A 22,616-nucleotide genomic window follows, 5' to 3' on the forward strand; every position below is an offset into this window, starting at 1 on the left:
ATTTAGTCCGCCCGCTGAAGGATTGTCCGGCCAGTTCGGCTTTGGGGGCATTGGCATTTCCTACGATATCGCGATTGCCGGGGCCGGCCCGGCGGGGCTCGCCATGGCGCTCTATCTCAAGCGCACCGGGCACAAGGTCACCATCTTGGAGCGCTTCGAGGAGCCTAAGCCGGTCGGTTCCGGGCTGATCCTGCAGCCGACCGGGCTGACGGTGTTGGTTGATCTCGGCCTGATGGACGAGATACTGGCGCTGGGTAGCCGCATCGACCGCTTGCATGGCGCGGATGCCTCGACAGGCCGCACTGTTCTCGACGTCCGCTATGATGCTCAGCGCGGCCGCCGCTTCGGGCTGGCGGTGCATCGGGCGGCTCTGTTCGGCGTGCTCTTTCGTGCTGTGCAGCGCGAAGCGATCGCCATCGAGACAGGTGTCGAGATCGAGACTCTGGAGACCGGCGAACGGGCAACGCTGGTTTGTGGCAACGGCCGCAGGGAAGGGCCGTTCGACTTCGTCGTCGACGCCAGCGGCTCACGCTCGAAGCTGCGGCAGTGCGCAGGCAGTGCAGGCGCGCCACGCCCACTCACCTACGGTGCGTTCTGGGCCTCGCTGCGCTGGCGCGACGAAGGTTTCGACGAGCACGCGCTGCTGCAGCGCTACGACAAGGCCAGCGTGATGATCGGGGTGCTCCCGATCGGCCGGCCGGGGCCGGGCGCCGAAAGCATGGCGGCCTTCTTCTGGAGCCTGAAGCCGGCGGACGCCGATGAGGTGCGCACCAGGGGCCTCGACGCCTGGAAGGAGACGGTGGTTCGGCTGTGGCCCGAGAGCGAGGCATACACCAGCCAGATCGAGGATTTCGACCAGCTCTCGCTAGCGCGCTACGGCCACCACACGATGAGGTGGCCGGCCGGCCGGGGGCTGGCCGTCATCGGCGACGCGGCGCATTCGACCAGTCCGCAACTGGGGCAAGGGGCGAACATGGCGCTGCTCGACGCGGCGGCGCTCAGCCATGCGCTGGCGCGGACGCCAAACGTCGAGGCGGCACTTGAAGCCTATGCGAAGGCACGGCGGTGGCACGTGCGTGTCTTCCAGGCGCTGTCGCTGGCGTTCACGCCCTTCTACCAGTCGGACTCCATGGCGCTGCCCTTCATCCGCGACAGGCTGGTGGCGACGGTGGCAAGAATCCCGCCGGCGCCACAGTTCCTTGCCTCGATGGTGGCCGGCACGGTGGTCGATCCGTTCAGGCGTATCGGGCTCAAGGAAGCGCGATGGCCAGATCGTTCCGCTGAATAATCGTCGAGAGTTGCGACTTCTTCGCCTGCAGAAAGGCATACAGGCGCTGCGGGTAGTCCGGCGCGACGGCGTGCCTGATCGACGGGCGCTCACTCAACGCCTGGCGCCAGGCCCGGACGAACGGCTTGCCGTCCAGAATGCCGAAATCGCCGATCCGGTCGAAGACGTCGAGATATCTGAAAACAGGGCCGTGGACGGCGTCGACAAGCGAGAAGTGCTCGCCGGCGAACCATGGTCCGTTCCGTTCGGTGTCCGCCAGCTCGGCTTCGAGACGATCGAACATCGCCGACAGCGCGCTGGTTTCGGCGAGGAAGCCGGCCTCCGTCGAGGCCGAATAGAACCGGCCGATGGCGTTGAGGATTGCCGAGCCGAACTCGATCCAGGCACGATGCCGGGCGCGGGCATAGGGGTCGGCGGGGTGGAGGGGATTGGCTTGTGTCTCTTCGAGGAATTCGAGAATGACAGCGGATTCGAAGATCACCGTTTCCTCGCCATTTCGCTGCACGCGCAGCAGCGGCACCTTGCCGAGCGGCGAGTTCGCTCTGAACCAGGCCGGCTTGTTGGCGAGGTCGATATCGACGCGCTCGAACGGCACGCCCTTTTCGGCCAGTGAAATCGCCGCTCGCTGCACATAGGGGCAGAGAGGATGGCTGACGAGAATGAGCTTGTCGGTCATCTCACTCTCCCCAGACATAGTTCAACGCGCCGTCCTCGACGCGCGTCGACAGGAACATCAGGCGGGAATCCTTTGTCGCCGGACCATCGACGCGGTCACCACTGGCCATATCGAACGAGGCGCCGTGCCATTGGCAGACCAGTCTGCCGTCCTTGCAGTCGAGCGGGCCACCAAAGTGCAGACAGACATTGGCGGCGGCGCGGATACGCTCGCCGCTGCGGTAGACATGGACCTCGCGGCCGAAGAACGGGGCGATCAGGCTGCCCGTCTGCGGAATGTCGGCGACCTTGCAGATTTCGTGTTTCATGACGCGTCCTCCACATTGATGCAATTGCATCTATATAGATGCATCTGCATTGACTGTCAAGCTTGATGCAGTTGCATCTATCGCCTATGGTGGGCCATGACTGAGAAAGCCATGCCTTCGCCCGAAGCCATCACGGCCTGGGCCCGCCTGATGCGCGTTTCGCGCCAGCTCGTGGAAAGTGCTGAAGACGCTTTGAAGGCGGGCGGCCTGCCACCGCTTGCCTGGTACGACGTGCTGCACGAACTCGCCGAGGCGGGTGAGGGCGGCTTGCGGCCGTTTCAGCTGATCGAGCGCACTTTGTTTGCGCAATACAACGTCTCGCGGCTGCTGGCGCGGCTCGAGATAGACGGGGTGGTCGAGAAACTGCCGGTGGCCGATGACGGCCGCGGCCAGACCATCCGTATCACGGCCAGGGGCCGCGAGATGCGTCGCCAGATGTGGGCTGTCTATGGGCGGTCAATCACCGAACTGGTCGGTGCCAAACTCTCCGCTGATGAGCTGAACATAGTGTCGGCACTCCTCGGGCGATTGCGCCATCCGACCGTTATCGACTGATGATTTAGCGTCGGTCAGGCCGAATGACTGCCCCAGAGAAACGCCAGAGTCGCCAGCACGCCAAGGGCTACGCGAACCCGGTGCAGATCGCCCCATTTGACGATCAGGGACCTGGTCTGCGGATTGCCGGCGCCTGCGTCCATCGCCTCCAGCACCCTGTTGGTCGGCATCATGGCGATCAGCGTCCACGGCCAGGGCAGGATGATCAGCACCGCGCCGACCAGAAAGGCGAAACCGCCAGCCTGCCACCAGGCAATAAGACCGAGAACACAGGCGACGATGGCAATCGACGCCTGCATTGCGGCGCCCCGCTTGTAGGAAGGCTGCCATTCCTGCAGCAGCGCCTTGTCGTCGAGACGAAGCCGCGCCGGTTGCTCGGCGACACCGACGTAGATCGCGGCGCCAGAGAATACGGCGGCAACCATCAAGGCCAACAATCCGATCAGCATCTTCGTTCCCCGCGCAGGCGTCCGGCACGACGCCATGTGGATAGAAATAGGACTTGCATGGATCGGGACAATACGCCATAGAAGTGCCGAACCGTAACGTACGGTACGGCTTGCCGGAAATAACCGGCCGGCCTTGCCTGCCGAGACCGGCCTTTGCCTGCCGAGAGAAGAGCGTGTTGGACATCGTGCCCGAGATCGACACCAGCGAAGCGCTGACGGAGCGGCAAAAAGCCGTGCTCGACGCAGCGCTGCGGCTGCTCGTCGAGGAGGGCGATCAGCTGACCATGACCGCCGTGGCGCGTCGGGCAAGCTGCTCCAAGGAAACGCTCTACAAATGGTTCGGCGACCGTGACGGGCTGCTGACGGCGACGGTGCAGTGGCAGGCGTCCAAGGTGCGGGTGGCGCAAGTCGATGGCAAAGGGCTCGATCTTGTGTCGCTGATAGCAAGCCTCGAACGCTTCGCTTCCGACTGGCTGAAGGTTATTTCGAGCGACACCTCGATCGCGCTCAACCGCGTAGCGGTCAGTCATGCTGGTTCCGGCAAGGATAACCTTGGCGCCGTGGTGCTGGAGAATGGCCGCTTCGCTTTGGCCAAGCGGCTGAAGCCGCTGCTTGAGGCCGGACGACAGGCTGGACTGCTCGACTTTGCGGATGCCGAGACGGCGTTCCGCACCTTTTTCGGGCTGGTCGCCCGCGACGTGCAGATCCGTCTGCTGCTCGGCGACCGGCTGGAATTGACTGATGCGGCGATCGGCGGCGATGCCGCGCGGGCGACGCAGCAGTTTCTCGCTCTTTTCAAGAGCAACAACCGGCCGCAAGGCCTCTGATTCATAAACCGGGAAGGGAGACAAAATGCGTGTCTATTACGATCGCGATGCCGATCTCAATCTGATCAAGGGCAAGAAGGTCGCTATCATCGGCTATGGCAGCCAAGGCAGGGCGCACGCGCTCAACCTCAAGGATTCGGGCGCCAAGGACATCGCCATCGGCCTCAAGGCCGGCTCGGCGACCGCCAAGAAGGTCGAGGCCGACGGTCTCAAGGTGATGAGCGTGGCGGACGCCGCCAAATGGGCCGACCTGATGATGATGGCGACGCCTGACGAACTGCAGGCCGACATCTATCGCAACGAGATCGCGCCGAACATTCGTGACGGCGCTGCAATTGCCTTCGCGCACGGCCTCAATGTGCATTTCGGCCTGATCGAGCCGAAGGCCTCGGTCGACGTCGTCATGATCGCGCCGAAGGGCCCTGGCCACACGGTGCGCGGCGAATACCAGAAGGGCGGCGGCGTGCCGTGCCTGGTCGCGGTCAACCAGGACGCCTCGGGCAATGCGCTTGACCTGGCGCTGTCCTATGCTTGCGGCGTCGGCGGCGGCCGTTCGGGCATCATCGAGACCAATTTCCGCGAGGAGTGCGAGACCGACTTGTTCGGCGAGCAGGTCGTGCTGTGCGGCGGCCTGGTCGAGTTGATCCGCGCCGGCTTCGAGACGCTGGTGGAAGCCGGTTATGCGCCGGAAATGGCCTATTTCGAGTGCCTGCACGAGGTCAAGTTGATCGTCGACCTTATCTATGAAGGCGGCATTGCCAACATGAACTATTCGATCTCGAACACCGCCGAATGGGGCGAATATGTCTCCGGCCCGCGCATCATCACCGCCGAGACCAAGGCCGAGATGAAGCGCGTGCTGAAGGACATCCAGACCGGCAAGTTCACCTCGGAATGGATGCAGGAATATCGCGCCGGCATGTCGCGCTTCAAGGGCATCCGCCGCAACAATGACAGCCACCAAATCGAGGAAGTCGGCGCCAAGCTGCGCGCGATGATGCCGTGGATTTCCAAGAACAAGCTGGTCGACAAGGCCAAGAACTAAGTTAAATCCACGTTCTTGCCTTTGCGCGTCCTCGGGGTTCGCCCTGCGGGCGCGCTGGGGATTTCCAAGAACAAGCTGGTCGACAAGGCCAAGAACTGAACCTTACGCTCGAAGTCCTTGGGTTCGACGAGCTGAAATGAAAAACGGCGCCACATGGCGCCGTCAGACTGCTGACAAACCCCGTCTATTTTAGGCGGGGTTTTGTTTTATGCGACTGAACGGGTTAGCGATTTCGTTGTCAGGACAATTTGACAGGAGGTTGCAGGACGGGGACCCGTGGTTCGCTGGCCTCAGGCGATGCCTGGTTTTGGCTTTGGCCACAGGCAAAGGGCGATTTTCTTGATGTTCTGGGCGGCGGCTGCAATCAGGCACTGGCAGGCGACGCGAACGTGACTTCGGAAGCGGGCGTAGCGGTGGCCATGCAGTTGCTTGGCGTCCGCGAAGGAGCGCTCGACGGTCTCCTTGCGGCGGCGGTAGATAAGCTTGCCCCAGCCGGTGAGGCGATTGGCGTCGATGCGCTCTCGCGCATCTTGCCAGACATGGCGGGTGATGGTGCGTGTCGCGGCGGCGTTGGTCGTGCAGGAGGCCAGCAGCGGGCAGGTTTGGCAAATGGCCGGGTCGCTCTTGTATTGGCGGTAGCCGTTGCGATCGGTGGTGGCGTAGCTGAGAAGCTGGCCCTGTGGGCAGCGATAGCCATCCAGATCCGGCTCATAAGCGAAGGCGGTTTTCCTCATCATGCCGGGCTTGGGTGGTGTTGGATTGCGATAGCCGGTGACGCCGAGGATGTCGCGGTCCTCCAATCCCTTGGCGATGCCAGCGGTTGCGTATCCCGCATCGAGCCCAACCGCCCCCACTTGGAAGCCGAAGCGTTGGCGCTGTCGGTCGAGGCGTGAGAGATAGACGATCGAGTCATGCACGTTGGCCGGCGTGGCATGGGTGTCGGTGATGATGGCATGGGCGGCGTCCACCGTGCGGTGGTCGAGATAGAAGAAGCCCTTCGGCTTGCCGTCGCGCACCATGTAGCCGCTGTCGGGGTCGGTACGCGACACCTTGGTCTGCTTCTCGGCGGGCTGGCGTTCCTTCTCCTTCAACGGCTTCTTGCCATGTTGGACCCGGTCCTCCTCGATCGCGGCGTCCAGCGCTTCCCAGTAGTCGGCGCGCGACTTGGCCACCACCGCAAGGTCGAAGCGGTTCTTGTTGGCGCTGGCCTTCAGATGCGTACTGTCGGTGTAGAGCACTGTGCCGTCGACAAGCCCATGCCGGATCGCCTGCTCGACGATCCTGTCGAAGATACCCTGCGCGATGGTCTCATCCTGATAGCGCCGGCGTCGGTTCTGCGACAGCGTCGAGGCGTCGAACACCTTGTCCGTCAGCTTCAGCCGCAGGAACCAGCGATAGGCGACGTTGACCTCGATCTCGCGCACCAACTGGCGTTCCGAGCGAACCCCAAACAGGTAGCCGATGAACAGCGCCTTGAACATCAAGGTCGGGTCGAGCGGCGGCCGGCCATTGTCGGCGCAGTACAGCGGCGCGGTCAGATCGTGGATGAACGAAAAGTCGATCGCGCGCTCGATCTTGCGCAACAGATGATCAGCCGGAACAAGCTGATCCAACGTTACCATCTCAAGCGCGGTCTGTTCGGGGGCGGGTCGCTTCAACATGACCCAGTGAATCAAAAACCCCCAGCAAAAGCCAGGGGTTTGTCAGCAGTCTGACGGCGCCACATGGCGCCGTCTTTCATTTCTGGGCTCCGCTACAGACTAGCTCGTCAATAGGGCGAATAGCACTGCTGGCGCGGACCGCCGTAGGGCTGGAACGTGTTGTCCCAGGCGCGATACGACCGGTAGCGGTTATAGCACCATTGGACGTGGGCGCTCGAAACCCGCGCCCGGTAGGTGCGGTAGTAGCGGCGCGGCGGCGCGTCGTAATAGTTGTAGTTGTTGTACATGCTGCCAATGCCGAGCCCAAGGCCGAGGCCCAGAAGGGCAGCCGCGCCGTCATCGTAGTAGCCGCCGCCGTGATAATAATGGTGACCATGGCGCCAACGCCAGTTGTCTCCATTGTTCCAGTTTCCGCCGCCGCCGTTCCAGTGCCCGTGGCCACCGTTCCAGTGTCCGTTGCCGCCATTCCAGTTGCCATTCCAATTGCCGGATCGGCGCCAATTCCAATTGCCGCCATTGTTGCCGCCCGCCCAGCCTTCGCGAACCACCATCGGCGCCGCAGTGCTGGCGGGGATCGACACGTCGGGCTGCACCATCGGCCCTGCAGCGGACGGCGCCGTGACGCCGGACAGGATACCGAGGGCTATCAGCCCGGATTTGACCGAGGAAGAAAAGAGCGAGTTCATTGCACTCTCCAAGAGAAACAGGCCCCACGCCTACCCTAGGGGGCCTATTGTGGATGTTTGCATCTGAACGGCGGATGAACGGAAAGGTTCCGTCAACCATGGCGCGAGAGGCATCAGGATCGGTCGATCTCCGCTGGTGGTCCTGCGACCTTGTTTTCCGCCGCGCTTGCGGGCAAAGGTCATGACATGTCGCTGCGCCTCGCCACCTTCAATGTCGAGAACCTGATGAACAGGTTCGATTTTTCCGGCTATCGCAACCAGCTAAACGAGGATCGAACGCTGGCGCTGTTCGATATCCAGAGCGAAGCGGAATACAAGATGCTGGAGCAGGCGCGCGCCATAGCCCAGTCCGACGATACGCGCCAGCTGACGGCGCTGGCGATCGCGGCCACCCGCGCCGACATCATCTGCATGCAGGAGGTCGACAACATCGAGGCGCTGAAGGCCTTCGAATATGGCTATCTGTTCAAGATGGTGGGGCAGGGCTACCGGCAGAAGTACACCACATCGGGCAATGATTCTCGTGGCATCGACGTTGCCGTGATGATGCGCAACGAGACCGCGCAGGGCCAGTTGATCGAATTCGTGCGCATGACCAGCCATGCCTACGTCACCTACGAACAGTTCGGGCTGCACACGCCGGAGCTCGAGGCACTCGGCAACCAGGCCAATGAGCGCATCTTCCGGCGCGACTGCCTGGAAGTCGACGTGACCGTGGGCGGCGTGCCGCTGACGCTTTATCTGGTGCACTTCAAGTCGATGGGCTCGCCGCGCAACGGGCTCGACGGACGCGAAGCGACGATGCCGGTGCGCATCGCCGAGGCTCAAGCCGTGCGCCGGATCATCGAGGAGCGCTTCGGCAAGGACCACGCCGCCGACAAGCGATGGGCGGTCTGCGGTGACATGAATGATTACCGGCAACGCGTGAAGATCGCCGGCGACGCGATCGACGGCCACCGCTTCGAGGTGGTCAACGAGAACCAGTCCTGCATCAACGTGCTGACAGAAGGCGGCTTCTGCGAAAACGTCGTCGAGCGGCGGCCGGAGATGAACCGCTGGAGTTTCTACCACACGCGCGGACCGGAAGAACGGCATCTGTGCCAGCTCGACTACATCCTGTTGTCGAAAGGGCTCGCCGCCAGCAATGCGACGGCTGTTCCAGACATCATCCGCAACGGCCAGCCCTGGCGCACGATTTTCCCGCCCGGCCAGGAGGTCGACCGGTTTCCGCGCGCCGGCTGGGACCGGCCGAAGGCATCCGATCACTGTCCCGTGGCGATCACCTTGGACATGACTTGAGACGCCGATGAGTTTCGACCTGCCGCGCAATGTGATCCTGCCGGTCGATGCCGTCGACGTGCGGCTCGATCCCAGCCCGCACCCGTTCGCACTGGATAATGCGGAGGCAATCGTCGAGAACTGGCAGCGCGAGCTGGCAGCCAAGCCGGCGCTGTTCGACGGCACGGTGGTGCTGCTGTCGCAACTCACCTATCGCGACAACCGTCTTGTCGGCCGCTGCCATGCGGTCAACTACTCCACCTTCATGCTTTGGCGTAAGCGGCGCGAGAATTCGGGCGCCGAACATGCCTATGCCCATGCCGTGCTGGTGGCCGGCGACAATGCGCTGGTGGCGATCCGCATGGGCTCGCACACGGTCAATGCCGGGCGCGTCTATTTCGCCGCCGGCTCGTTCGAGCCCATCGACTTTCGCGACGGCCAGGTCGACGTCGATTTCAACATGATCCGCGAGGTGCGCGAGGAGACCGGTCTGGATCTGTCGGACGCGCCACGTGGCAAGCGCTACCACGTCCTGTCGACGGCCAGCGGTACGGTGATCTTCCGCCGCTATCGCGAGACTGCTCCGGCTGACGAACTTGCCCGGCGAATCTCAGCCTTCGTCGCCACCGAGACCGAGCCGGAAATCGAGGGGCCGGTCATCATCCGCCACGCCGCCGACCTGCCGGACGGGTTGGCGGCGCATATGAAGCCGCTGGTCGAGTGGCATTTTGCGGGTGTGGACTAGCGACGCGTCTTGTCCTGCGCCGCCTTGCGATCGTTGCGGGCGGCGACGAAGAACAAGATAAAGCCGAGACCCAGCAAGCCGCCCATCGCCATGCCCATGGTCTGTCCGATGACTGCCTGGAAATCGGCGGTGACGCGATCGGGATTGGCCATGCCGAAGCGAGCGAGATACCACCAGATGCCTGCAAGGACTGCTTCGATGATGACCATCGCCAGGATCAGTCGTGCCTTCTTGCTCATGTGCTGTTCGCCCCCGACCAGAGATATCTTGCCTTAGGGCCTGGAGATCGCCGAGTCGATCGAAACTGCATCGAAATGAGGTCGATTTGGAAGCGATGGCGGCGGGGCACGCTGCACGCGCCGGGTCTCCTGTTGCATGCCGCCAATCTGTCTGCTAAATACTGAACCACATGGTTCAGTATTTTCGCCCCCCTCTCGATGCCTCGTTCGCCGCGCTCTCGGACACCACCCGACGCGGCGTCCTGGAGCAGCTCAGTCGTTCCGATGCTTCGATCACGGAGCTCGCCGAGAAGTTCCACATGACCCTCACGGGCATGAAGAAGCATGTCGGCGTCTTGGAGCAGGCGGGGCTCGTCACCACGGAGAAGGTCGGGCGCGTGCGGACCTGCAAGCTCGGCCTGCGCCGACTGGAGGAAGAGGCGGCATGGATCGAGAGATACCGCCAGCTCTGGGACGCACGCTTCAACGAGTTGGACCAGATTGTCGAGGAATTGAAACGGAAGGAGAAAGCCGATGGACAAAAGAAGCGAGAGTGAGCCCATGAACAACCGCACGACGGTCGAACGGAAGTCCGACCGAGAGCTGGTCGTTACGCGAACCGTCAACGGCCCGGCGCGCATCGTGTTCGAGGCGTGGACCAAGCCCGAACTGTTCAAGCAGTGGTGGGCGCCGAAGTCGATGGGCATGTTCCTGCGTTCCTGCGAGATGGATGTTCGTACCGGTGGCACCTACCGTCTGGTGTTCGGCCACGATGCCTCAAACCCTGACGAGTTCTTCGGCAGGTATATCGAAGTGATACCGCACTCGCGCATCGTCTGGACCAATGACGAAGGTGGTGACGTTGGACCCGTCACCACGGTGACCTTCGAGGAAAAGGATGGCAAGACGCTGCTGGTTCTGCACGAACTCTATCCCTCGAAGGAAGCTCTCGACGCTGCCGGGACCGGGGCGGCGGATGCGATGGGCGAGCAGTTCGAGCAACTGGACGAGCTTCTCGTCACGCTGGGCGCGAACTTGAGAGGGTCATGAAGCCGTTGATCTCGCGGTCGGTCGCATGGGAATTCACGACACGGAAGAGCCCCCCGGCGAGATCGCCGTGGGGAGCTGGCCTGGGCTTACTCGTGCCTCAGCGCGTCGATCGGGTCGAGCCTGGCGCCACGCAGGGCCGGGAAGAAGCCGAACACCATACCGATCAGTGCCGAGAAACCGACGGCGAGGAGGATGACCGCCGGGCTTGGCGCGAAGGGTATCGTCAGCGTCACCGCGGCAAGGCCGGCCAGCGCCAGGCCAATCAGGATGCCGATGATGCCGCCGAGCAGCGACAGCACCGTCGCCTCGACCAGGAACTGGATGAGGATGTGCTTTTCATGCGCGCCGATGGCGAGCCGGATGCCGATCTCGCGCGTCCGCTCGGTGACCGAGACCAGCATGATGTTCATGATGCCGATGCCGCCGACCAGCAGGCTGACGCCGGCGACAGCACCCAGCATGCCGGTCATGGTGGTGGTGGCGCTGGCCATGGCGTCGGCGATCTGGGTCATGTCGCGGATGGCGAAATCGCTCTCGCGGTCGGGGGTGACGCGCCTGATATCGCGCAAGATATCCTCGACGCGCGGCTGCAGTTCGCTGGTCGGCGTCCTATCATCGGCAGCGATGTAGATGTTGTCGATGTCGCGGTTGCCGGCGATGCGGCGCTGATAGGCATGCAGCGGCATCAGCACCACATTGTCCTGGTCCTGGCCGAAGCCGGTATAGCCCTTGGGCTCGAGCAGCCCGATGATCTTGCAGGAGGTGCGGTTGACGCGGATGAACTCACCTTCCGGGTCACCGGCGCCGAAGAATTGCTGGCGCACCGTCTCGCCGATCAGGCAGACGCCGGTGCCGGAGCGGGTTTCGGAATCACTGAACGGACGGCCGGAAACCAGCTTCCAGTCGCGCGCATCGAGATATGCGCTGTCGGTGCCGGTGACCCCCGAGGTCAGGCTTTCGGTGCCGAAGATGACGCGGACCTGCTTTTGCGAGGCCGGCGAAATGGCGCGCGCGCCGGTCAGATGCGCGACGAGTGCCGCGAGGTCCTTTTCGGCCAGCGGACGGACCACCTGGTCGAGCCCGCCCGGACCGCCTGGCCCGGCCGGGCGGCCGGAGCGGACGACCAGCAGGTTGCTGCCGAGCTTGGAGATGTCGGCCTTGACCTTTTCGGTGGTGCCGGAGCCGATGGTGAGCATGGCAATGACGGCGGCAACGCCAATGACGATGCCGAGCAATGTCAGGAACGAACGCAGCACGTTGCGCCGGATCGAGCGCAAGGAGAGGCGGACAGTTTCCCAGATCATGGTTACGCCGTCTCCAGCTTCATGGAATCGGAAGCGACGTGGCCGTCGAGGAAGCGAATGGTGCGCTCGGCATAACCGGCGACGTCCGCCTCGTGCGTGACCATGGCGATGGTCAGGCCAAGTTCGGTGTTGAGCTGCGTCAACAATTCCATGATCTCGTGCGTGCGTGCAGTGTCGAGATTGCCGGTCGGCTCGTCGGCGACGAGCAGCGTGGGCCTTGTGACGATGGCGCGCGCGATCGCCACGCGCTGCTGCTGGCCGCCGGACAGTTCGGCCGGCGTGTGGTGCTCGCGGCCGACAAGGCCGACCTGGGACAGCGCCTGCATGGCAAGATCGCGGCGGTCGCGAGCGGCAACGCCGCGATAGATCAGCGGCAGTTCGACATTTTCCGCTGCCGTGGTGCGGGCCAACAGATTGTAGCCCTGGAAGACGAAGCCGACATAGAGGTTGCGCAGCATGGCGCGGCGGTTGCGGTCGAGCCGGCCGGCGTCGATGCCCATGAAGGAATAGGTGCCGGCCGTCGGGGTGTCGAGGCAGCCGATGATGTTCATCGCCGTCGACTTGCCGGAGCCGGATGGGCCCATGATGGCGACGAATTCGCCGCGCCGGATGGCAAGATCGACGCCGGCCAGCGCATGGACCTTGGCTTCGCCCTGGCCATAGCTCTTCCAGACCTTGTCGAAGGTGATGAGGGCAGCACCGGCAGCCACGGCCTCAGCTCCGCTGTTGCGATGCGGTGATGACCTCAGCGCCTTCCTTGAGGCCCGAGGTGATCTCGGTCAGTTCGCCATCGGTTGAGCCGATCCTGACGTTGACCGGATGCGGCCGCCCATTCTCCAGCACATAGAGCGTGCGCGAGCCGTCGGTGGGCGTCGTCGCGGCTTGGCGCTGGCGGTTGCCGCCGGGGCGACCCATGCGGCCAGTGAACAGGTCGCTGAGGCTCCAGCCACGGGCCGCCTGCTGGGCCGGGCGATAACGGAAGGCGGTGGCGGGTACGGTGAGCACGTCCTTGGCCTGCCGTGTGACGACCGAAACGGTTGCGGTCATGCCGGGCCGCAGCAACAGCTCGTTGTTGTCGACCTCAAGCCGTGCATTGTAGGTGACGACGCCGTCGGTGGTGACCGAGGCATAGGAAATGTCGCGGATCTCGGCATCGAACGGCCGGTCCGGGAAGGCATCGACGGTGAAACGGGCATGCTGGCCGGTCTTGACCGCGCCGATGTCGGCCTCGTCGACCGCCGCCACCAGCTCCATGTTTCTGAGATCGGCGGCGATGATGAACAGCACCGGCGCCTGCAGCGAGGAGGCGACCGTCTGGCCGGGGTCGACCGAGCGCGTCAGCACGATGCCGTCGATCGGCGCATAGATGGTGCTGTTGGCGAGGTCGGTCTGCTGTGATTTCAGATCGGCATTGGCGATGGCGAGATTGGCCTCAGCGCTGTCGAGTGCCGCCTTGGAGCGGTCGCGCGTCGCGGTCGCCGCCTCGAGCGACTGATCGGTCGCCATGCCACGATTGGTCAGCGAGGCCGCGCGGACAAGCGCCTTCTCATTCTCGGCGAGCGTCACCGAGGCGTCCTCGACATTGGCGGCCGCTCCCTTGGCGGATGCCTCAGCCCGCTCGATCTGGACCTGCAGCTTGGCGGTGTCGAGGGCGGCCAGCACATCGCCCTTCTTGACCTGCTGGTTTTCCTCGACGGACACCGAGCGGATGATGCCGGACAACTGGCTGGAAATGTCGACCTGGGTGAGCGGCTGCAGCGTGCCGGTCGCCGATACGGCGACGGTGAGATCGGCCTTGGCGGCCGGCACGGTGGTGTAGTCGATCTTGGCCGGCGAGCCGGCATACCACTGATAAAGGCCAAGCCCGGCGGCAAGCACGATCAGTGTCAGCAGCGCATAGAGCCAGCCACGCCGGCGCGTCTTGCGCAGACCTCGCGTGTCGAGCCCGAGCGCCGTCTCGATGGCGGAATCCGATTCCGTCTTTGGCAGATTGACAATCTGGTCCACGTCGGACCCCTATGATGCGCAATGTCCCTATCTGTGCACAGATCAGGCTGACTGGTTCAAATATCAAATTAAATTTCGCCCATGTTGGGATTGAGGCAGGCATGCAAACCCGGAATTACTTACTTTACGACGTGTTTACGACCGAGCGACTGGCCGGCAACCCGCTGGCCGTGGTGTTGGATTGCAAAGGTCTGGACACGGCCGCGATGCAGGCCATCGCGCGCGAGTTCAACCTGTCCGAAACGGTCTTCGTGCTGCCGCCGGACAATCCCAAGCACAAAAACCGCATCCGGATCTTCACCCCCGACTATGAAATGCCGTTCGCCGGCCATCCGACAGTGGGTTCGGCGATCGCGCTGGCCGAACTGGCGGGAGATGGCGGCGCTGGCATCTTCGTGCTGGAAGAGAACATCGGTCCGGTGCGTTGCGCCGTCAGCAAGCATGATGGCGACACCTTCGCCGAATTCGACCTGGCGAAGCTGCCGGAGCCGCTGGGGCTCGAAGCCGATCCGGAGGCGATCGGTGCGGCCCTTGGGCTGGCGCCGCACGAGATCGGCTTCGAGAATCACCGCGTCTCGTTCTGGTCGGCGGGTGTGCCCTATGTCACCATCCCGGTCGCCAATCTCGAGGCAGCGGGCCGAATCCGGCTGGACAACCAGGCGTGGTCGGAACTGGCACCGCGTAAGAGCGAGTGGGCCTTCGCCAGCCCCTATGTGTATTGCCGCGAGACGGTGAACCACGACGGCGCGTTCCATGTCCGCATGATCGTGCCGGGCACGCCGTCCTATGAGGATCCGGCGACCGGCTCGGCGGCGGCCGCCTTCGCCGGCGCCATCATGCATTTCGACGCGCCGACCGACGGTGTTTCGCAACTGTGGATCGAGCAGGGGCTGGAGATGCATCGGCCGTCGCGCATCCGCCTCGAACTGACCGTGCAAGGCGGAAAACTGGCCTCGGCACGCATCGGCGGCAACGCGGTCAAGGTCGCCGAAGGCAGACTGTTCGTCTAACCGCAGACGGGCACTTCGAGCCTGTTCCATCCCGATAAAATCGGGATGGGGCTCGGTCTTTTTGTATGAGCATGATCTCTTCTGAAAACCGGATTCCACTTTTCGGGATCATGCTCCAGGCGATTTGTCGGGAAATGATTCCGGCAGGGCTGGACAGGACCGATGGTGGCGGCTATATGCCCGCCAACGCCGGTTTTTGCCGGCCGAGTGGGTGCGTAGCTCAGTTGGTAGAGCAGCTGACTCTTAATCAGCGGGTCCACAGTTCAATCCTGTGCGCACCCACCAAATTCTTCAAAGACTTGGTGGAAAGACCCTAAAAGCGGGATGTTTCGTCGCCGTCCGGCGGCAGCATTCAGTCGGCGCTATTGGATAGTTGGCCGCAGATAGCTGAGGATCGCCCTCGTTATGGCGAGGACGCCGTCGACGTCTTCGAAATTCGTCTTGCTTTTGCCGACGATCCACTCAAGTTCGGCTTCTTCGGGTAAACGAAGGTCCTTACATACAAACTTGCCCGAAAGCGTAAAGAGGTCCAGTGACCTCGGTTCGCCATCCGAATAATAAGGAAATTGAATAAACAGCCTTATTGGGCCGCCATATCCAAGCTTGAAGGTCATTGAGAATCTAACATCGTGACCAAATCTGTCTTCGAAAATTCCGCTAAAACTAAGGTCCTTGGCATCGTAGCTATGCCATTGCTTCGCCAATCCCAAATAACTCCAAGCCTTTAGAGTATGGGCTTTCAGTTCTTTGCGATTGGGGAATCTTGCCTTTTCAGGATCAAAATGAAATGGCTGATCGACGTAAGCTGTTTCGGTTCTCCACTCCTCGGCAGCATTGCGAAGATCTTCGAAAATCTGAATGATTTTTGGATTTTTCTGCGCACCGGAATAGATTGAAATCCGCCACTGAGAAATCATCTCGCGCAGTTCTTCGACCGTATGGCCCGATCGCTCTGCCCAGTCCTCCGTCGCCAGTATCCACGGCGAATTGTATTTCAGCCCTGCAAAAGCTCCGCTCTTGCTGTCGAAATCTCCGATAATCCGAGCAAGAATATCGCGAAGCCCCTGTTTGGGGTCTCCGAAAATCTGTGAGGGCTCGTTCATCAAACGCAGTCCGGGCGTTGGGGCCTACTTCTCCGATACTCCAGCCTCGGCAAAACTTGCCATGCGGGTGTGGCACTCCAGCGCCGAGCGGACGATGTTGACGGCGAGGCAAGCGCCGGAGCCTTCGCCGAGCCGCATGCCGAGATCGAGCAACGGCGGTAGGCCGAGCGCTTCGAGCAAGCCGCGATGGCCCGATTCGGCCGAGACGTGTGCTGCGATCGTATGGGCGAGCCCTGCCGGGTGCAGCCTTGCCAGCGGGGCGGCGGCGGCTGTGCAGACGAAGCCGTCGAGCAGCACGGGTATGCCCAAATGGCGGGCGGCGAGCGTGGCGCCGAAGATGGCGGCGAGTTCGCGCCCGCCGAGTGCAGCGGCAACCCCCAGCGGATCGGAAAGGGCGGCGGCATGGCGCTTCAGGCCGGCCTCGATGGCGACCACCTTGCGCTTGAGGCCAGCGTCGTCGACGCCGGTGCCGCGGCCTGTCCATTTTTCCGCACCGCCGCCGAACAGCGCTGCCGAAATAGCAGCGGCCGGCGTGGTGTTGCCGATGCCCATTTCGCCGAAGCAGACCAGATCGAGGTCTTTCGTCACCGCGTCATAGCCAGCTGACACGGCTGCGAGAAACGCCTTGTCGTCCATCGCCGGCCCTTGCGTAAAATCGCCCGTGGGATGGTCGAGATCGAGCGGAATGACGTCGAGTTCGGCGCCGGCGATGCGGGCGAGCTGGTTGATGGCGGCACCACCGCCGGCGAAATTCGCCACCATCTGCACCGTGACTTCGGAAGGATAGGCCGACACGCCTTGCGCGGTGACACCGTGGTTGCCGGCGAAGACAAAGACCTTCACCCGGTCGAGTTTTGGCATATCGCGGCCCTGCCAGCGTGCCAGCCATGCTGCGATTGTTTCCAACCTGCCGAGGCTGCCTTGCGGCTTGGTCAGTGTGTCCTGGCGGCGGGCGACAGCATTTGCGGCGGCATCGCTGCCGGCGGGTAGATCGACGCAAGCGGTGCGCAGTTCATCGAGCGATTTGAAGGGCATGGGGGCAAAGTCTCCGAAGGGAATCAGGCCAAGGGGGAATCAGGAGAGAGCTACGGAAGCGACGAGCAGCACGGCGATCTCGCTCAGCTGCTGCAAAGCGCCGATCGTGTCGCCGGTCTGGCCATCGATCTGGTTGAGGCAAAGGGCGCGGAAGGCGGCAAACAGCAGGCCAAGCAGGACAAGCGCGACAATGGCGCCGCCGAGCCCAAGCAACAGCAGCGGTATCGCGCCGAGCACGGCACCGGCGATGGCGGTTTCGAACGAGACGGTACCGGCATCCGCCGAGAGACCATCGGACCGGGCCGGGGGCAAAAGATGCATGAAGGCGCCCAGCACGCCGCGCGAGGCGGCATGTGCGGCCACGAGAGCGAAGAGGGCCTGCGTGGGTTCGACGAATTCCTGCAGCGCGCTCCAGCGGATCAGCAGCGACAGAACGAGTGCTGCGGCACCGTAGGCGCCAATGCGGCTGTCGCGCATGATGTCGAGTTTGCGGCCGCGCGATTTGCCGCCACCAAAGCCATCGGCGACGTCGGACAGCCCATCCTCATGCAGGCAGCCGGTGGTGAGCACGGTTGCCACAAGGGCAAGGGCCGCCGCCGGGCCCATGGCGAGGCCAAACCGTTCCGCCGTGGCAAAGACGATGGCGCCGATCAGGCCGACGACAAGGCCGGCGACCGGGGCGGCCCAGATCGCGGCTGCAAGGCTGCGGCCGCGAAAGTCGAAGACGGGCAGCGGCAGCCGGGTGAAGAAGACCAGGCAAAGCGCGATATCGCTAGGGATTTGCCGGGGCGAACGGCTGAAGTTCTGGAATTTGAGCCGGATTTCTTCCCAAAACCGGCTGCCATTTTTCGGGATCATGCTCTAGCCCCTCGCAATGGCGTGGAAGAAGGTGCCGCTGACATGGCCGCGCCGGTAACCCGAGGCGCCAATGGGGTTGCCCTGGCCGTCGGCGAGGTCGGCCAGCGGCTCGTCATAGCCCGTCGCGATCATCTGCGCATAATGGAATTCGTGCCCGCGGATCAGTGCACCTTGCGCGCCCAACGGACAATCGGTGCGAAGCCGTGCCTCGCGGTAACCGAGATTCATCTTGCGTTTGGCAAAGCTGGTGGAGTGACCGAGCAAGCCGAGCATTCCGTGCGTTTCGCCCGACGCGTCCTCCAGGGCTTCGCCAAGCACCATGAAGCCACCGCACTCGCCATGGATGGGCTTCGTCGCGGCGAATCTCGTCATTCCGGCGCGGAAATTTGTCGCTGCGGCGAGCTTACCGGCATGGAGTTCGGGATAGCCGCCGGGCAGCCAGCAGACATCGCAGCCTTCGTCGGGTCCGTCGTCGGCGAGCGGCGAGAACGGGACGATCTCGGCGCCGGCCTTGCGCCAGGAGGCCGCCACATGCGGATAGAGGAAGGTGAAAGCGGCATCTTCAGCCAGTGCAATGCGCTGGCCGGGCGGCGATAGCGCGTCGTCAAAGCCGCCCGGCGCCGGGGTGAGGGGGGTCGCCAAGGCCATGATGACATCGAGATCGAGCGACTTTTCCGCCATGTCGGCCAGCCGGTCGAGATGCGCCATCAGGTCGTCGTATTCGCCGGCCTGGACGAGGCCGAGATGGCGCTCGGGCAGGTTCAGCGTCGGATCGCGCAGGATGGCGCCGACGACGGGCAGGCCGAGCGCCTCGATGGCATCGCCGGAGAGCCGGCGGTGGCGCTCGCTGCCCAGCCGGTTGAGCACTACGCCAGCCATGCGCACATGAGGATCGTAGGTGGCAAACCCCTTGGCGACAGCGGCCGCAGTGGTCGACTGGCCGGAAACGTCGAGGACCAGCAGCACCGGCAGGCCATAGAGGCGGGCGAGGTCGGCTGCGGAGCCGGTGCGGCCGGGAGCCGCCGGAATGCCGTCGAACAGCCCCATGGCGCTTTCGAGGATGACGAAGTCGGTGTCGTCAGCCGCTTGCGCGGCCAGTGCGTTGAGCAGCGATGGCGGCATCGCCCAGCTGTCGAGATTGACGCCGGACAGCCCCGTGGCGGCGGTGTGGAAGCCGGGATCGATATAGTCGGGGCCTGACTTGGCGCCGCGTACTTTCAAGCCCCGCCGGGTCAGCGCGCGCAGGATGCCGATGGTGACGCTGGTCTTGCCCGAGCCGGAACGCGGCGCGCCGATGATGATGGCGCGGGCGCTCACGGGTTGCCCGCCAGTGCCGCGCGCATGGCAACGATGCCGCCAACGACGATCAGCGCCGGCGAGGTCAGCCCGGCGGCGGCGGCTTCCTCGGCAATGGTGGCCAGCGTGGCGACGACGGTCTGTTCCTGCGGCGTCGTCGCGGCAACGATGACTGCCGCCGGCGTCGACGGCGCCAGCCCACCGTCGAGCAGTGCGGCGGCGATGAGGGGCAGATTGGCCATGCCCATATAGACCACGACCGGCTGGCCGGTGCGGGCGATTGCGCCCCAGTCGATATCGTCATCGGAACCGGCGGCGTGGCCGGTGGCCAGGATCACCGCCTTGTTGATGCCGCGCATGGTGGCGGGGATGCCGGTCGCGGCCAGCGCGCTCAGCCCCGATGTCAGGCCGGGCAGTACGCGGAACGGGATCTGTTCCCGCGCCAGTGCCAAGGCTTCTTCACCGCCACGGCCGAAAATATAGGGATCGCCGCCCTTCAGCCTGACGACGCGGCGACCTTCGCGCGCCAGCCGGACCAGCAGGGCGGTGATGTCGTCCTGCTTCATCGAGGGTTTTCCGCCGCGCTTGCCGGCGAAGAAAAGCTCGGCGTTTGCGGCAACAGCGACGACATCGGAAGAGACCAGCGCGTCGTAGACCAGCGCATCCGCCTCGGCCAAAGCCGCCAGCACTTCCAGGGTCAGGCAGCCGGGGTCGCCCGGGCCGGCGCCGGCCAGCCAGACATGGCCGGGCTCAAGGCGGCGCGGCTTGAAATTCAGCCGGGACAACGCCTGCTCGAGCGTGGCGTTCTCGCCCTTGTTCCTGGTGCTGCCGCTCACAATCCGTCCCGTCCGCGAAAGCGCCGCTGGTAATGGGCGTCGTATAATGAACTCTCGCCAAAGCCTTCCGCCGCCAGCGAACGGCCGACGAAGATGATCGCCGTGCGCTCCATCGGATCGGCGGCGAGTTGTGCCTCGATTGTTTCCAGCGTGCCAGTCAGCACGCGCTCGTCCGGCCAGGAGGCGCGGAAGACGATCGCCACCGGGCAATCCCCGCCATAGTACGGCGTCAGCTCGGCGACGACGCGGTCGATGGCGTGGATGGCAAGGTGAATGGCGAGCGTGGCGCCGGTGCGGCCGAAACCGGCCAGCGTTTCTCCAGGCGGCATCTTTGAGGCGCGGCCGGAGATGCGGGTCAGCACCAGGCTTTGCGCGACTTCGGGAATGGTCAGCTCGCGGCGAAGTGCTGCGGCCGCGGCGGCGAAGGAGGGGACGCCCGGCGTCAGCGTGTAGGGAATGCCGTGCTTTTCCAGCCGCCGGATCTGCTCGGCGACCGCGCTCCACACCGACAGGTCGCCGGAATGCAGACGGGCGACATCATGGCCGGCCTTGTGGGCCTCCAGATACGCGGCCTCGATCTCGTCGAGCGACATCGGCGCGGTGTCGATCAGTTCTGTCCCAGGCGCACAGTGCTTCAGCAATTCGGGCGCGACGATCGAACCGGCATGCAGGCAGACCGGGCAGCTTGCCAGCAACCTGGCGCCACGCAGCGTGATGAGATCGGCGGCACCTGGACCCGCACCGATGAAATGCACGGTCATGGCGCATCTCCGCTGATGGCGATGGCGCAGGTGACCGGGCCAAGCACTGTACGGGCTCCAAGCAGCCTCGCGCCCCTGCCGGCGACGGCAAGCGCGGATGCTTCGGAAACCGATGGCGTGCCGGCGAGATCCTGCGAGAGAACGGAATGGCTGAGCGTGGCCGATGAGACTGCGTCGATCGCGGCCTCGTCGGCGACGATGACCGGAAGATTGAGCTGATGTCCGGCGGTGAAAATAGCCTTTTCGTCCTGCTTCAGGGGAGCGGTCGCCAAGGCGGACAACGCTGTCATGGTCAGCCCGTGCGTTTCCAGCGCGGTTTCTATCGCCGCGAGTACGTCTTCGACTGTCACGCCTTTTCGGCTGCCGATGCCTGCGACCATCATGGCTTCACCCAATTCCATTGGGTAACCGGCATGGCAGGCCGCCAGGCCTGCATCGAGCCCACCGGTGATGCGCGGGATATGTTTATGCGGGTAAGGTCGCCGCCAAGCGAGACGTGACGGGCGAGAAGCAGGGTTTCCATCTCCAGCGTCACCGCGTTGGCGACGAGACGGCCGCTGGCGGGCAGGGCTTTGATGGCGGCGTTCAAGACGCCGGCATCACTGCCGCCACCACCAATGAAAACCGCGTCCGGTGTGTCCAGCCTGGCAAGCGCCTTGGGCGCCCTGCCTTGCACCACGATCAGGCCTGGAACGCCACAGGCGGCAGCGTTGCGGCCAATGCGGGCGGCGCGGATCGGGTCCGCCTCGATGGCGATGGCACGCATTGAAGGATGGGCGAGCATCCATTCGATGCCGATGGAGCCGGAGCCGGCGCCGATGTCCCACAGCAACTCGCCGCGGCGTGGCGCCAGCGCCGACAGGGTGATAGCGCGGATTTCGCGCTTGGTGATCTGGCCGTCATGGTCGAACAGATGATCGGCAAGGCCAACCGTGAGCGGCAGGACGCGCGCTTCAGGACCCGATTCAACGTCGATCGCCAAAACATTGAGCGGATTGATGTTTTCGAGGTCGAAGGCATCGGCGCGGGCCGAGCGTAGGTTTTCGTTCAGACCGCCCAGGGCCTCAAGAACCGTCAGCCGCGATGCGCCAAAGTCGAGTTCGGTCAGCAGGCGCGCGATTGCAGCAGGCGCGGCGGCGTCCGACGTCAGCGCCAAAATGCGCGCGTTCGGCTGCAGCAACGGCCGGATCAGGTCGAGCGGCCGGCCATGCAGCGACACGGTCTCGATGTCCGGCAACGGCCAGCCAAGGCGGGCCGCTGCCAGCGAAACGGCCGATGGTGCCGGGATGACATGCATCTCCTGGGCCTTCACCTTGCGGGCGAGGGTGGCGCCAACCCCATGGAAGAACGGATCGCCGGAGGCGAGCACGCACACGTTTCTGCCGGCAAGCGCCAGCACATCAGCCATCTCGGCATCGAAAGGAACCGGCCATGGTCGCGCCTCGCCCTTGGCGAAGGAGGCGACAAGGGCGAGGTGCCGCTTCCCACCGAAGATGATCTCCGCCTTGGCGATCAGCCGCTTGGCCTCGTCGCCGAGACCCGCTAAACCGTCCTCGCCGATGCCAACGACTGTAAGCCATCTTGAGTTGAGCTTGGCGCCGCGCGGACCCTCAGCAGGCAT

General features: G+C 63.9%; 26 protein-coding genes and 1 tRNA gene. 10 read left to right on the plus strand and 17 right to left on the minus strand.

Features of this window, described 5'->3' with window-relative positions; translation table 11 throughout:
- Window positions 1-103: 103 nt before the first annotated feature.
- Window positions 104-1,288, plus strand: a complete 1,185-nt coding sequence (locus tag CGZ66_RS20040) for an FAD-dependent oxidoreductase (RefSeq protein ID WP_245331174.1) — start codon at window positions 104-106, stop codon at window positions 1,286-1,288.
- On the opposite strand, the gene CGZ66_RS20045 is transcribed toward CGZ66_RS20040, so the two are convergent.
- Together CGZ66_RS20045 and CGZ66_RS20050 are read right to left on the minus strand one after the other, a co-directional pair.
- The gene (locus tag CGZ66_RS20045; RefSeq protein WP_167392183.1) at window positions 1,251-1,964 is read right to left on the minus strand and encodes a glutathione S-transferase family protein; all 714 of its coding nucleotides are present in this window, start codon (window positions 1,962-1,964) and stop codon (window positions 1,251-1,253) included. The two genes, CGZ66_RS20040 and CGZ66_RS20045, sit on opposite strands and share 38 nt — an antisense overlap.
- Before the next feature lies 1 nt (window position 1,965).
- Complete coding sequence (locus CGZ66_RS20050) at window positions 1,966-2,271, minus strand: Rieske (2Fe-2S) protein (protein WP_095087164.1); 306 nt, start codon at window positions 2,269-2,271, stop codon at window positions 1,966-1,968.
- A gap of 96 nt (window positions 2,272-2,367) precedes the next feature.
- Here CGZ66_RS20050 and CGZ66_RS20055 point away from each other — a divergent pair, with 96 nt between their 5' ends.
- On the plus strand, window positions 2,368-2,826 hold the full coding sequence (locus CGZ66_RS20055) for a MarR family winged helix-turn-helix transcriptional regulator (RefSeq protein ID WP_095087165.1): 459 nt from the start codon (window positions 2,368-2,370) through the stop codon (window positions 2,824-2,826).
- A 14-nt stretch (window positions 2,827-2,840) separates the two neighbouring features.
- Here CGZ66_RS20055 and CGZ66_RS20060 read toward each other — a convergent pair whose 3' ends face one another.
- Window positions 2,841-3,275, minus strand: a complete 435-nt coding sequence (locus tag CGZ66_RS20060; RefSeq protein ID WP_095087166.1) for an anthrone oxygenase family protein — start codon at window positions 3,273-3,275, stop codon at window positions 2,841-2,843.
- 173 nt (window positions 3,276-3,448) lie between these two features.
- On the opposite strand from CGZ66_RS20060, the gene CGZ66_RS20065 reads away from it, so the two are divergent.
- Together CGZ66_RS20065 and ilvC are read left to right on the plus strand one after the other, a co-directional pair.
- Window positions 3,449-4,102 (plus strand): TetR/AcrR family transcriptional regulator, encoded by a 654-nt coding sequence (locus CGZ66_RS20065; protein WP_167392184.1) that lies wholly within the window; start codon window positions 3,449-3,451, stop codon window positions 4,100-4,102.
- A gap of 25 nt (window positions 4,103-4,127) precedes the next feature.
- A complete protein-coding gene (gene ilvC, locus CGZ66_RS20070) occupies window positions 4,128-5,147 on the plus strand; it encodes a ketol-acid reductoisomerase (protein WP_095087167.1) in 1,020 nt (339 codons plus the stop codon).
- Between the two features lie 290 nt (window positions 5,148-5,437).
- On the opposite strand, the gene CGZ66_RS20075 is transcribed toward ilvC, so the two are convergent.
- A complete protein-coding gene (locus CGZ66_RS20075) occupies window positions 5,438-6,808 on the minus strand; it encodes an IS1182 family transposase (protein ID WP_095081263.1) in 1,371 nt (456 codons plus the stop codon).
- Window positions 6,809-6,915: 107 nt separating this feature from the next.
- A complete protein-coding gene (locus CGZ66_RS20080; RefSeq protein ID WP_095087168.1) occupies window positions 6,916-7,494 on the minus strand; it encodes a BA14K family protein in 579 nt (192 codons plus the stop codon).
- A 186-nt stretch (window positions 7,495-7,680) separates the two neighbouring features.
- Here CGZ66_RS20080 and CGZ66_RS20085 point away from each other — a divergent pair, with 186 nt between their 5' ends.
- Together CGZ66_RS20085 and CGZ66_RS20090 are read left to right on the plus strand one after the other, a co-directional pair.
- Window positions 7,681-8,793 (plus strand): endonuclease/exonuclease/phosphatase family protein, encoded by a 1,113-nt coding sequence (locus tag CGZ66_RS20085; RefSeq protein WP_095087963.1) that lies wholly within the window; start codon window positions 7,681-7,683, stop codon window positions 8,791-8,793.
- 7 nt (window positions 8,794-8,800) lie between these two features.
- Entirely contained in the window at window positions 8,801-9,517 is a 717-nt protein-coding gene (locus tag CGZ66_RS20090; protein ID WP_095087170.1) for a hypothetical protein, read from the plus strand.
- On the opposite strand, the gene CGZ66_RS20095 is transcribed toward CGZ66_RS20090, so the two are convergent.
- Complete coding sequence (locus CGZ66_RS20095) at window positions 9,514-9,756, minus strand: hypothetical protein (RefSeq protein ID WP_095087172.1); 243 nt, start codon at window positions 9,754-9,756, stop codon at window positions 9,514-9,516. The two genes, CGZ66_RS20090 and CGZ66_RS20095, sit on opposite strands and share 4 nt — an antisense overlap.
- A gap of 170 nt (window positions 9,757-9,926) precedes the next feature.
- Here CGZ66_RS20095 and CGZ66_RS20100 point away from each other — a divergent pair, with 170 nt between their 5' ends.
- Window positions 9,927-10,292 carry an ArsR/SmtB family transcription factor gene (locus tag CGZ66_RS20100; protein ID WP_095087174.1) on the plus strand — a complete coding sequence of 122 codons (366 nt, stop codon included), beginning with the start codon at window positions 9,927-9,929 and terminating at the stop codon, window positions 10,290-10,292.
- Complete coding sequence (locus tag CGZ66_RS20105) at window positions 10,270-10,785, plus strand: SRPBCC domain-containing protein (RefSeq protein WP_095087176.1); 516 nt, start codon at window positions 10,270-10,272, stop codon at window positions 10,783-10,785. The genes CGZ66_RS20100 and CGZ66_RS20105 overlap by 23 nt, the downstream gene beginning before the upstream one ends.
- 86 nt (window positions 10,786-10,871) lie before the next feature.
- On the opposite strand, the gene CGZ66_RS20110 is transcribed toward CGZ66_RS20105, so the two are convergent.
- The 3 genes from CGZ66_RS20110 to CGZ66_RS20120 are packed head-to-tail and all read right to left on the minus strand — an operon-like array spanning window position 10,872 to window position 14,096.
- Window positions 10,872-12,089 (minus strand): ABC transporter permease, encoded by a 1,218-nt coding sequence (locus CGZ66_RS20110; RefSeq protein WP_095087177.1) that lies wholly within the window; start codon window positions 12,087-12,089, stop codon window positions 10,872-10,874.
- A gap of 2 nt (window positions 12,090-12,091) precedes the next feature.
- The gene (locus tag CGZ66_RS20115; protein WP_095087179.1) at window positions 12,092-12,799 is read right to left on the minus strand and encodes an ABC transporter ATP-binding protein; all 708 of its coding nucleotides are present in this window, start codon (window positions 12,797-12,799) and stop codon (window positions 12,092-12,094) included.
- A 4-nt stretch (window positions 12,800-12,803) separates the two neighbouring features.
- Window positions 12,804-14,096: an efflux RND transporter periplasmic adaptor subunit gene (locus CGZ66_RS20120; protein WP_095087181.1), complete on the minus strand. Its 1,293-nt coding sequence runs from the start codon at window positions 14,094-14,096 to the stop codon at window positions 12,804-12,806.
- 101 nt (window positions 14,097-14,197) lie between these two features.
- On the opposite strand from CGZ66_RS20120, the gene CGZ66_RS20125 reads away from it, so the two are divergent.
- Both CGZ66_RS20125 and CGZ66_RS20130 read left to right on the plus strand, forming a co-directional pair.
- On the plus strand, window positions 14,198-15,106 hold the full coding sequence (locus tag CGZ66_RS20125; protein WP_095087183.1) for a PhzF family phenazine biosynthesis protein: 909 nt from the start codon (window positions 14,198-14,200) through the stop codon (window positions 15,104-15,106).
- A gap of 209 nt (window positions 15,107-15,315) precedes the next feature.
- Window positions 15,316-15,391: transfer RNA gene (locus CGZ66_RS20130), tRNA-Lys, on the plus strand.
- 77 nt (window positions 15,392-15,468) lie between these two features.
- Here CGZ66_RS20130 and CGZ66_RS20135 read toward each other — a convergent pair.
- Genes CGZ66_RS20135 through cbiE form a run of 8 tightly spaced genes read right to left on the minus strand, consistent with a single transcriptional unit; the run spans window position 15,469 to window position 22,616 of the window.
- Window positions 15,469-16,209, minus strand: a complete 741-nt coding sequence (locus CGZ66_RS20135; protein WP_095087185.1) for a hypothetical protein — start codon at window positions 16,207-16,209, stop codon at window positions 15,469-15,471.
- 24 nt (window positions 16,210-16,233) lie between these two features.
- A complete protein-coding gene (gene cobT, locus CGZ66_RS20140) occupies window positions 16,234-17,244 on the minus strand; it encodes a nicotinate-nucleotide--dimethylbenzimidazole phosphoribosyltransferase (RefSeq protein WP_095087187.1) in 1,011 nt (336 codons plus the stop codon).
- A gap of 39 nt (window positions 17,245-17,283) precedes the next feature.
- Entirely contained in the window at window positions 17,284-18,102 is an 819-nt protein-coding gene (locus CGZ66_RS20145) for an adenosylcobinamide-GDP ribazoletransferase (RefSeq protein ID WP_095087189.1), read from the minus strand.
- Between the two features lie 3 nt (window positions 18,103-18,105).
- Window positions 18,106-19,419, minus strand: coding sequence for a cobyrinic acid a,c-diamide synthase CobB (locus CGZ66_RS20150; protein ID WP_095087192.1), 1,314 nt, complete (start codon window positions 19,417-19,419; stop codon window positions 18,106-18,108).
- Entirely contained in the window at window positions 19,416-20,234 is an 819-nt protein-coding gene (gene cobA / locus CGZ66_RS20155; protein WP_095087194.1) for a uroporphyrinogen-III C-methyltransferase, read from the minus strand. Before cobA ends, CGZ66_RS20150 begins: the two co-directional genes overlap by 4 nt.
- The gene (cobM, locus tag CGZ66_RS20160; RefSeq protein ID WP_095087196.1) at window positions 20,231-20,995 is read right to left on the minus strand and encodes a precorrin-4 C(11)-methyltransferase; all 765 of its coding nucleotides are present in this window, start codon (window positions 20,993-20,995) and stop codon (window positions 20,231-20,233) included. The genes cobA and cobM overlap by 4 nt, the downstream gene beginning before the upstream one ends.
- On the minus strand, window positions 20,992-21,378 hold the full coding sequence (locus CGZ66_RS20165; protein WP_095087198.1) for a cobalamin biosynthesis protein: 387 nt from the start codon (window positions 21,376-21,378) through the stop codon (window positions 20,992-20,994). The genes cobM and CGZ66_RS20165 overlap by 4 nt, the downstream gene beginning before the upstream one ends.
- A complete protein-coding gene (gene cbiE / locus CGZ66_RS20170; RefSeq protein ID WP_095087965.1) occupies window positions 21,375-22,616 on the minus strand; it encodes a precorrin-6y C5,15-methyltransferase (decarboxylating) subunit CbiE in 1,242 nt (413 codons plus the stop codon). The genes CGZ66_RS20165 and cbiE overlap by 4 nt, the downstream gene beginning before the upstream one ends.

It is taken from the genome of Mesorhizobium sophorae (genome assembly GCF_002270415.1).
GTDB classification, from domain to species: Bacteria; Pseudomonadota; Alphaproteobacteria; order Rhizobiales; family Rhizobiaceae; genus Mesorhizobium; species Mesorhizobium sophorae.

Bases quoted from the DNA above. Each gene is read 5' to 3' on its own strand.
- CGZ66_RS20040 (WP_245331174.1), top strand. From the start codon at position 104: ATGGCGCTCTATCTCAAGCGCACCGGGCACAAGGTCACCATCTTGGAG.
- CGZ66_RS20045 (WP_167392183.1), bottom strand. From the start codon at position 1,964: ATGACCGACAAGCTCATTCTCGTCAGCCATCCTCTCTGCCCCTATGTG.
- CGZ66_RS20050 (WP_095087164.1), bottom strand. From the start codon at position 2,271: ATGAAACACGAAATCTGCAAGGTCGCCGACATTCCGCAGACGGGCAGC.
- CGZ66_RS20055 (WP_095087165.1), top strand. From the start codon at position 2,368: ATGACTGAGAAAGCCATGCCTTCGCCCGAAGCCATCACGGCCTGGGCC.
- CGZ66_RS20060 (WP_095087166.1), bottom strand. From the start codon at position 3,275: ATGCTGATCGGATTGTTGGCCTTGATGGTTGCCGCCGTATTCTCTGGC.
- ilvC (WP_095087167.1), top strand. From the start codon at position 4,128: ATGCGTGTCTATTACGATCGCGATGCCGATCTCAATCTGATCAAGGGC.
- CGZ66_RS20075 (WP_095081263.1), bottom strand. From the start codon at position 6,808: ATGTTGAAGCGACCCGCCCCCGAACAGACCGCGCTTGAGATGGTAACG.
- CGZ66_RS20080 (WP_095087168.1), bottom strand. From the start codon at position 7,494: ATGAACTCGCTCTTTTCTTCCTCGGTCAAATCCGGGCTGATAGCCCTC.
- CGZ66_RS20085 (WP_095087963.1), top strand. From the start codon at position 7,681: ATGTCGCTGCGCCTCGCCACCTTCAATGTCGAGAACCTGATGAACAGG.
- CGZ66_RS20090 (WP_095087170.1), top strand. From the start codon at position 8,801: ATGAGTTTCGACCTGCCGCGCAATGTGATCCTGCCGGTCGATGCCGTC.
- CGZ66_RS20095 (WP_095087172.1), bottom strand. From the start codon at position 9,756: ATGAGCAAGAAGGCACGACTGATCCTGGCGATGGTCATCATCGAAGCA.
- CGZ66_RS20100 (WP_095087174.1), top strand. From the start codon at position 9,927: ATGGTTCAGTATTTTCGCCCCCCTCTCGATGCCTCGTTCGCCGCGCTC.
- CGZ66_RS20105 (WP_095087176.1), top strand. From the start codon at position 10,270: ATGGACAAAAGAAGCGAGAGTGAGCCCATGAACAACCGCACGACGGTC.
- CGZ66_RS20110 (WP_095087177.1), bottom strand. From the start codon at position 12,089: ATGATCTGGGAAACTGTCCGCCTCTCCTTGCGCTCGATCCGGCGCAAC.
- CGZ66_RS20125 (WP_095087183.1), top strand. From the start codon at position 14,198: ATGCAAACCCGGAATTACTTACTTTACGACGTGTTTACGACCGAGCGA.
- CGZ66_RS20135 (WP_095087185.1), bottom strand. From the start codon at position 16,209: ATGAACGAGCCCTCACAGATTTTCGGAGACCCCAAACAGGGGCTTCGC.
- cobT (WP_095087187.1), bottom strand. From the start codon at position 17,244: ATGCCCTTCAAATCGCTCGATGAACTGCGCACCGCTTGCGTCGATCTA.
- CGZ66_RS20145 (WP_095087189.1), bottom strand. From the start codon at position 18,102: ATGATCCCGAAAAATGGCAGCCGGTTTTGGGAAGAAATCCGGCTCAAA.
- cobM (WP_095087196.1), bottom strand. From the start codon at position 20,995: ATGACCGTGCATTTCATCGGTGCGGGTCCAGGTGCCGCCGATCTCATC.
- CGZ66_RS20165 (WP_095087198.1), bottom strand. From the start codon at position 21,378: ATGATGGTCGCAGGCATCGGCAGCCGAAAAGGCGTGACAGTCGAAGAC.
- cbiE (WP_095087965.1), bottom strand. From the start codon at position 22,616: ATGCCTGCTGAGGGTCCGCGCGGCGCCAAGCTCAACTCAAGATGGCTT.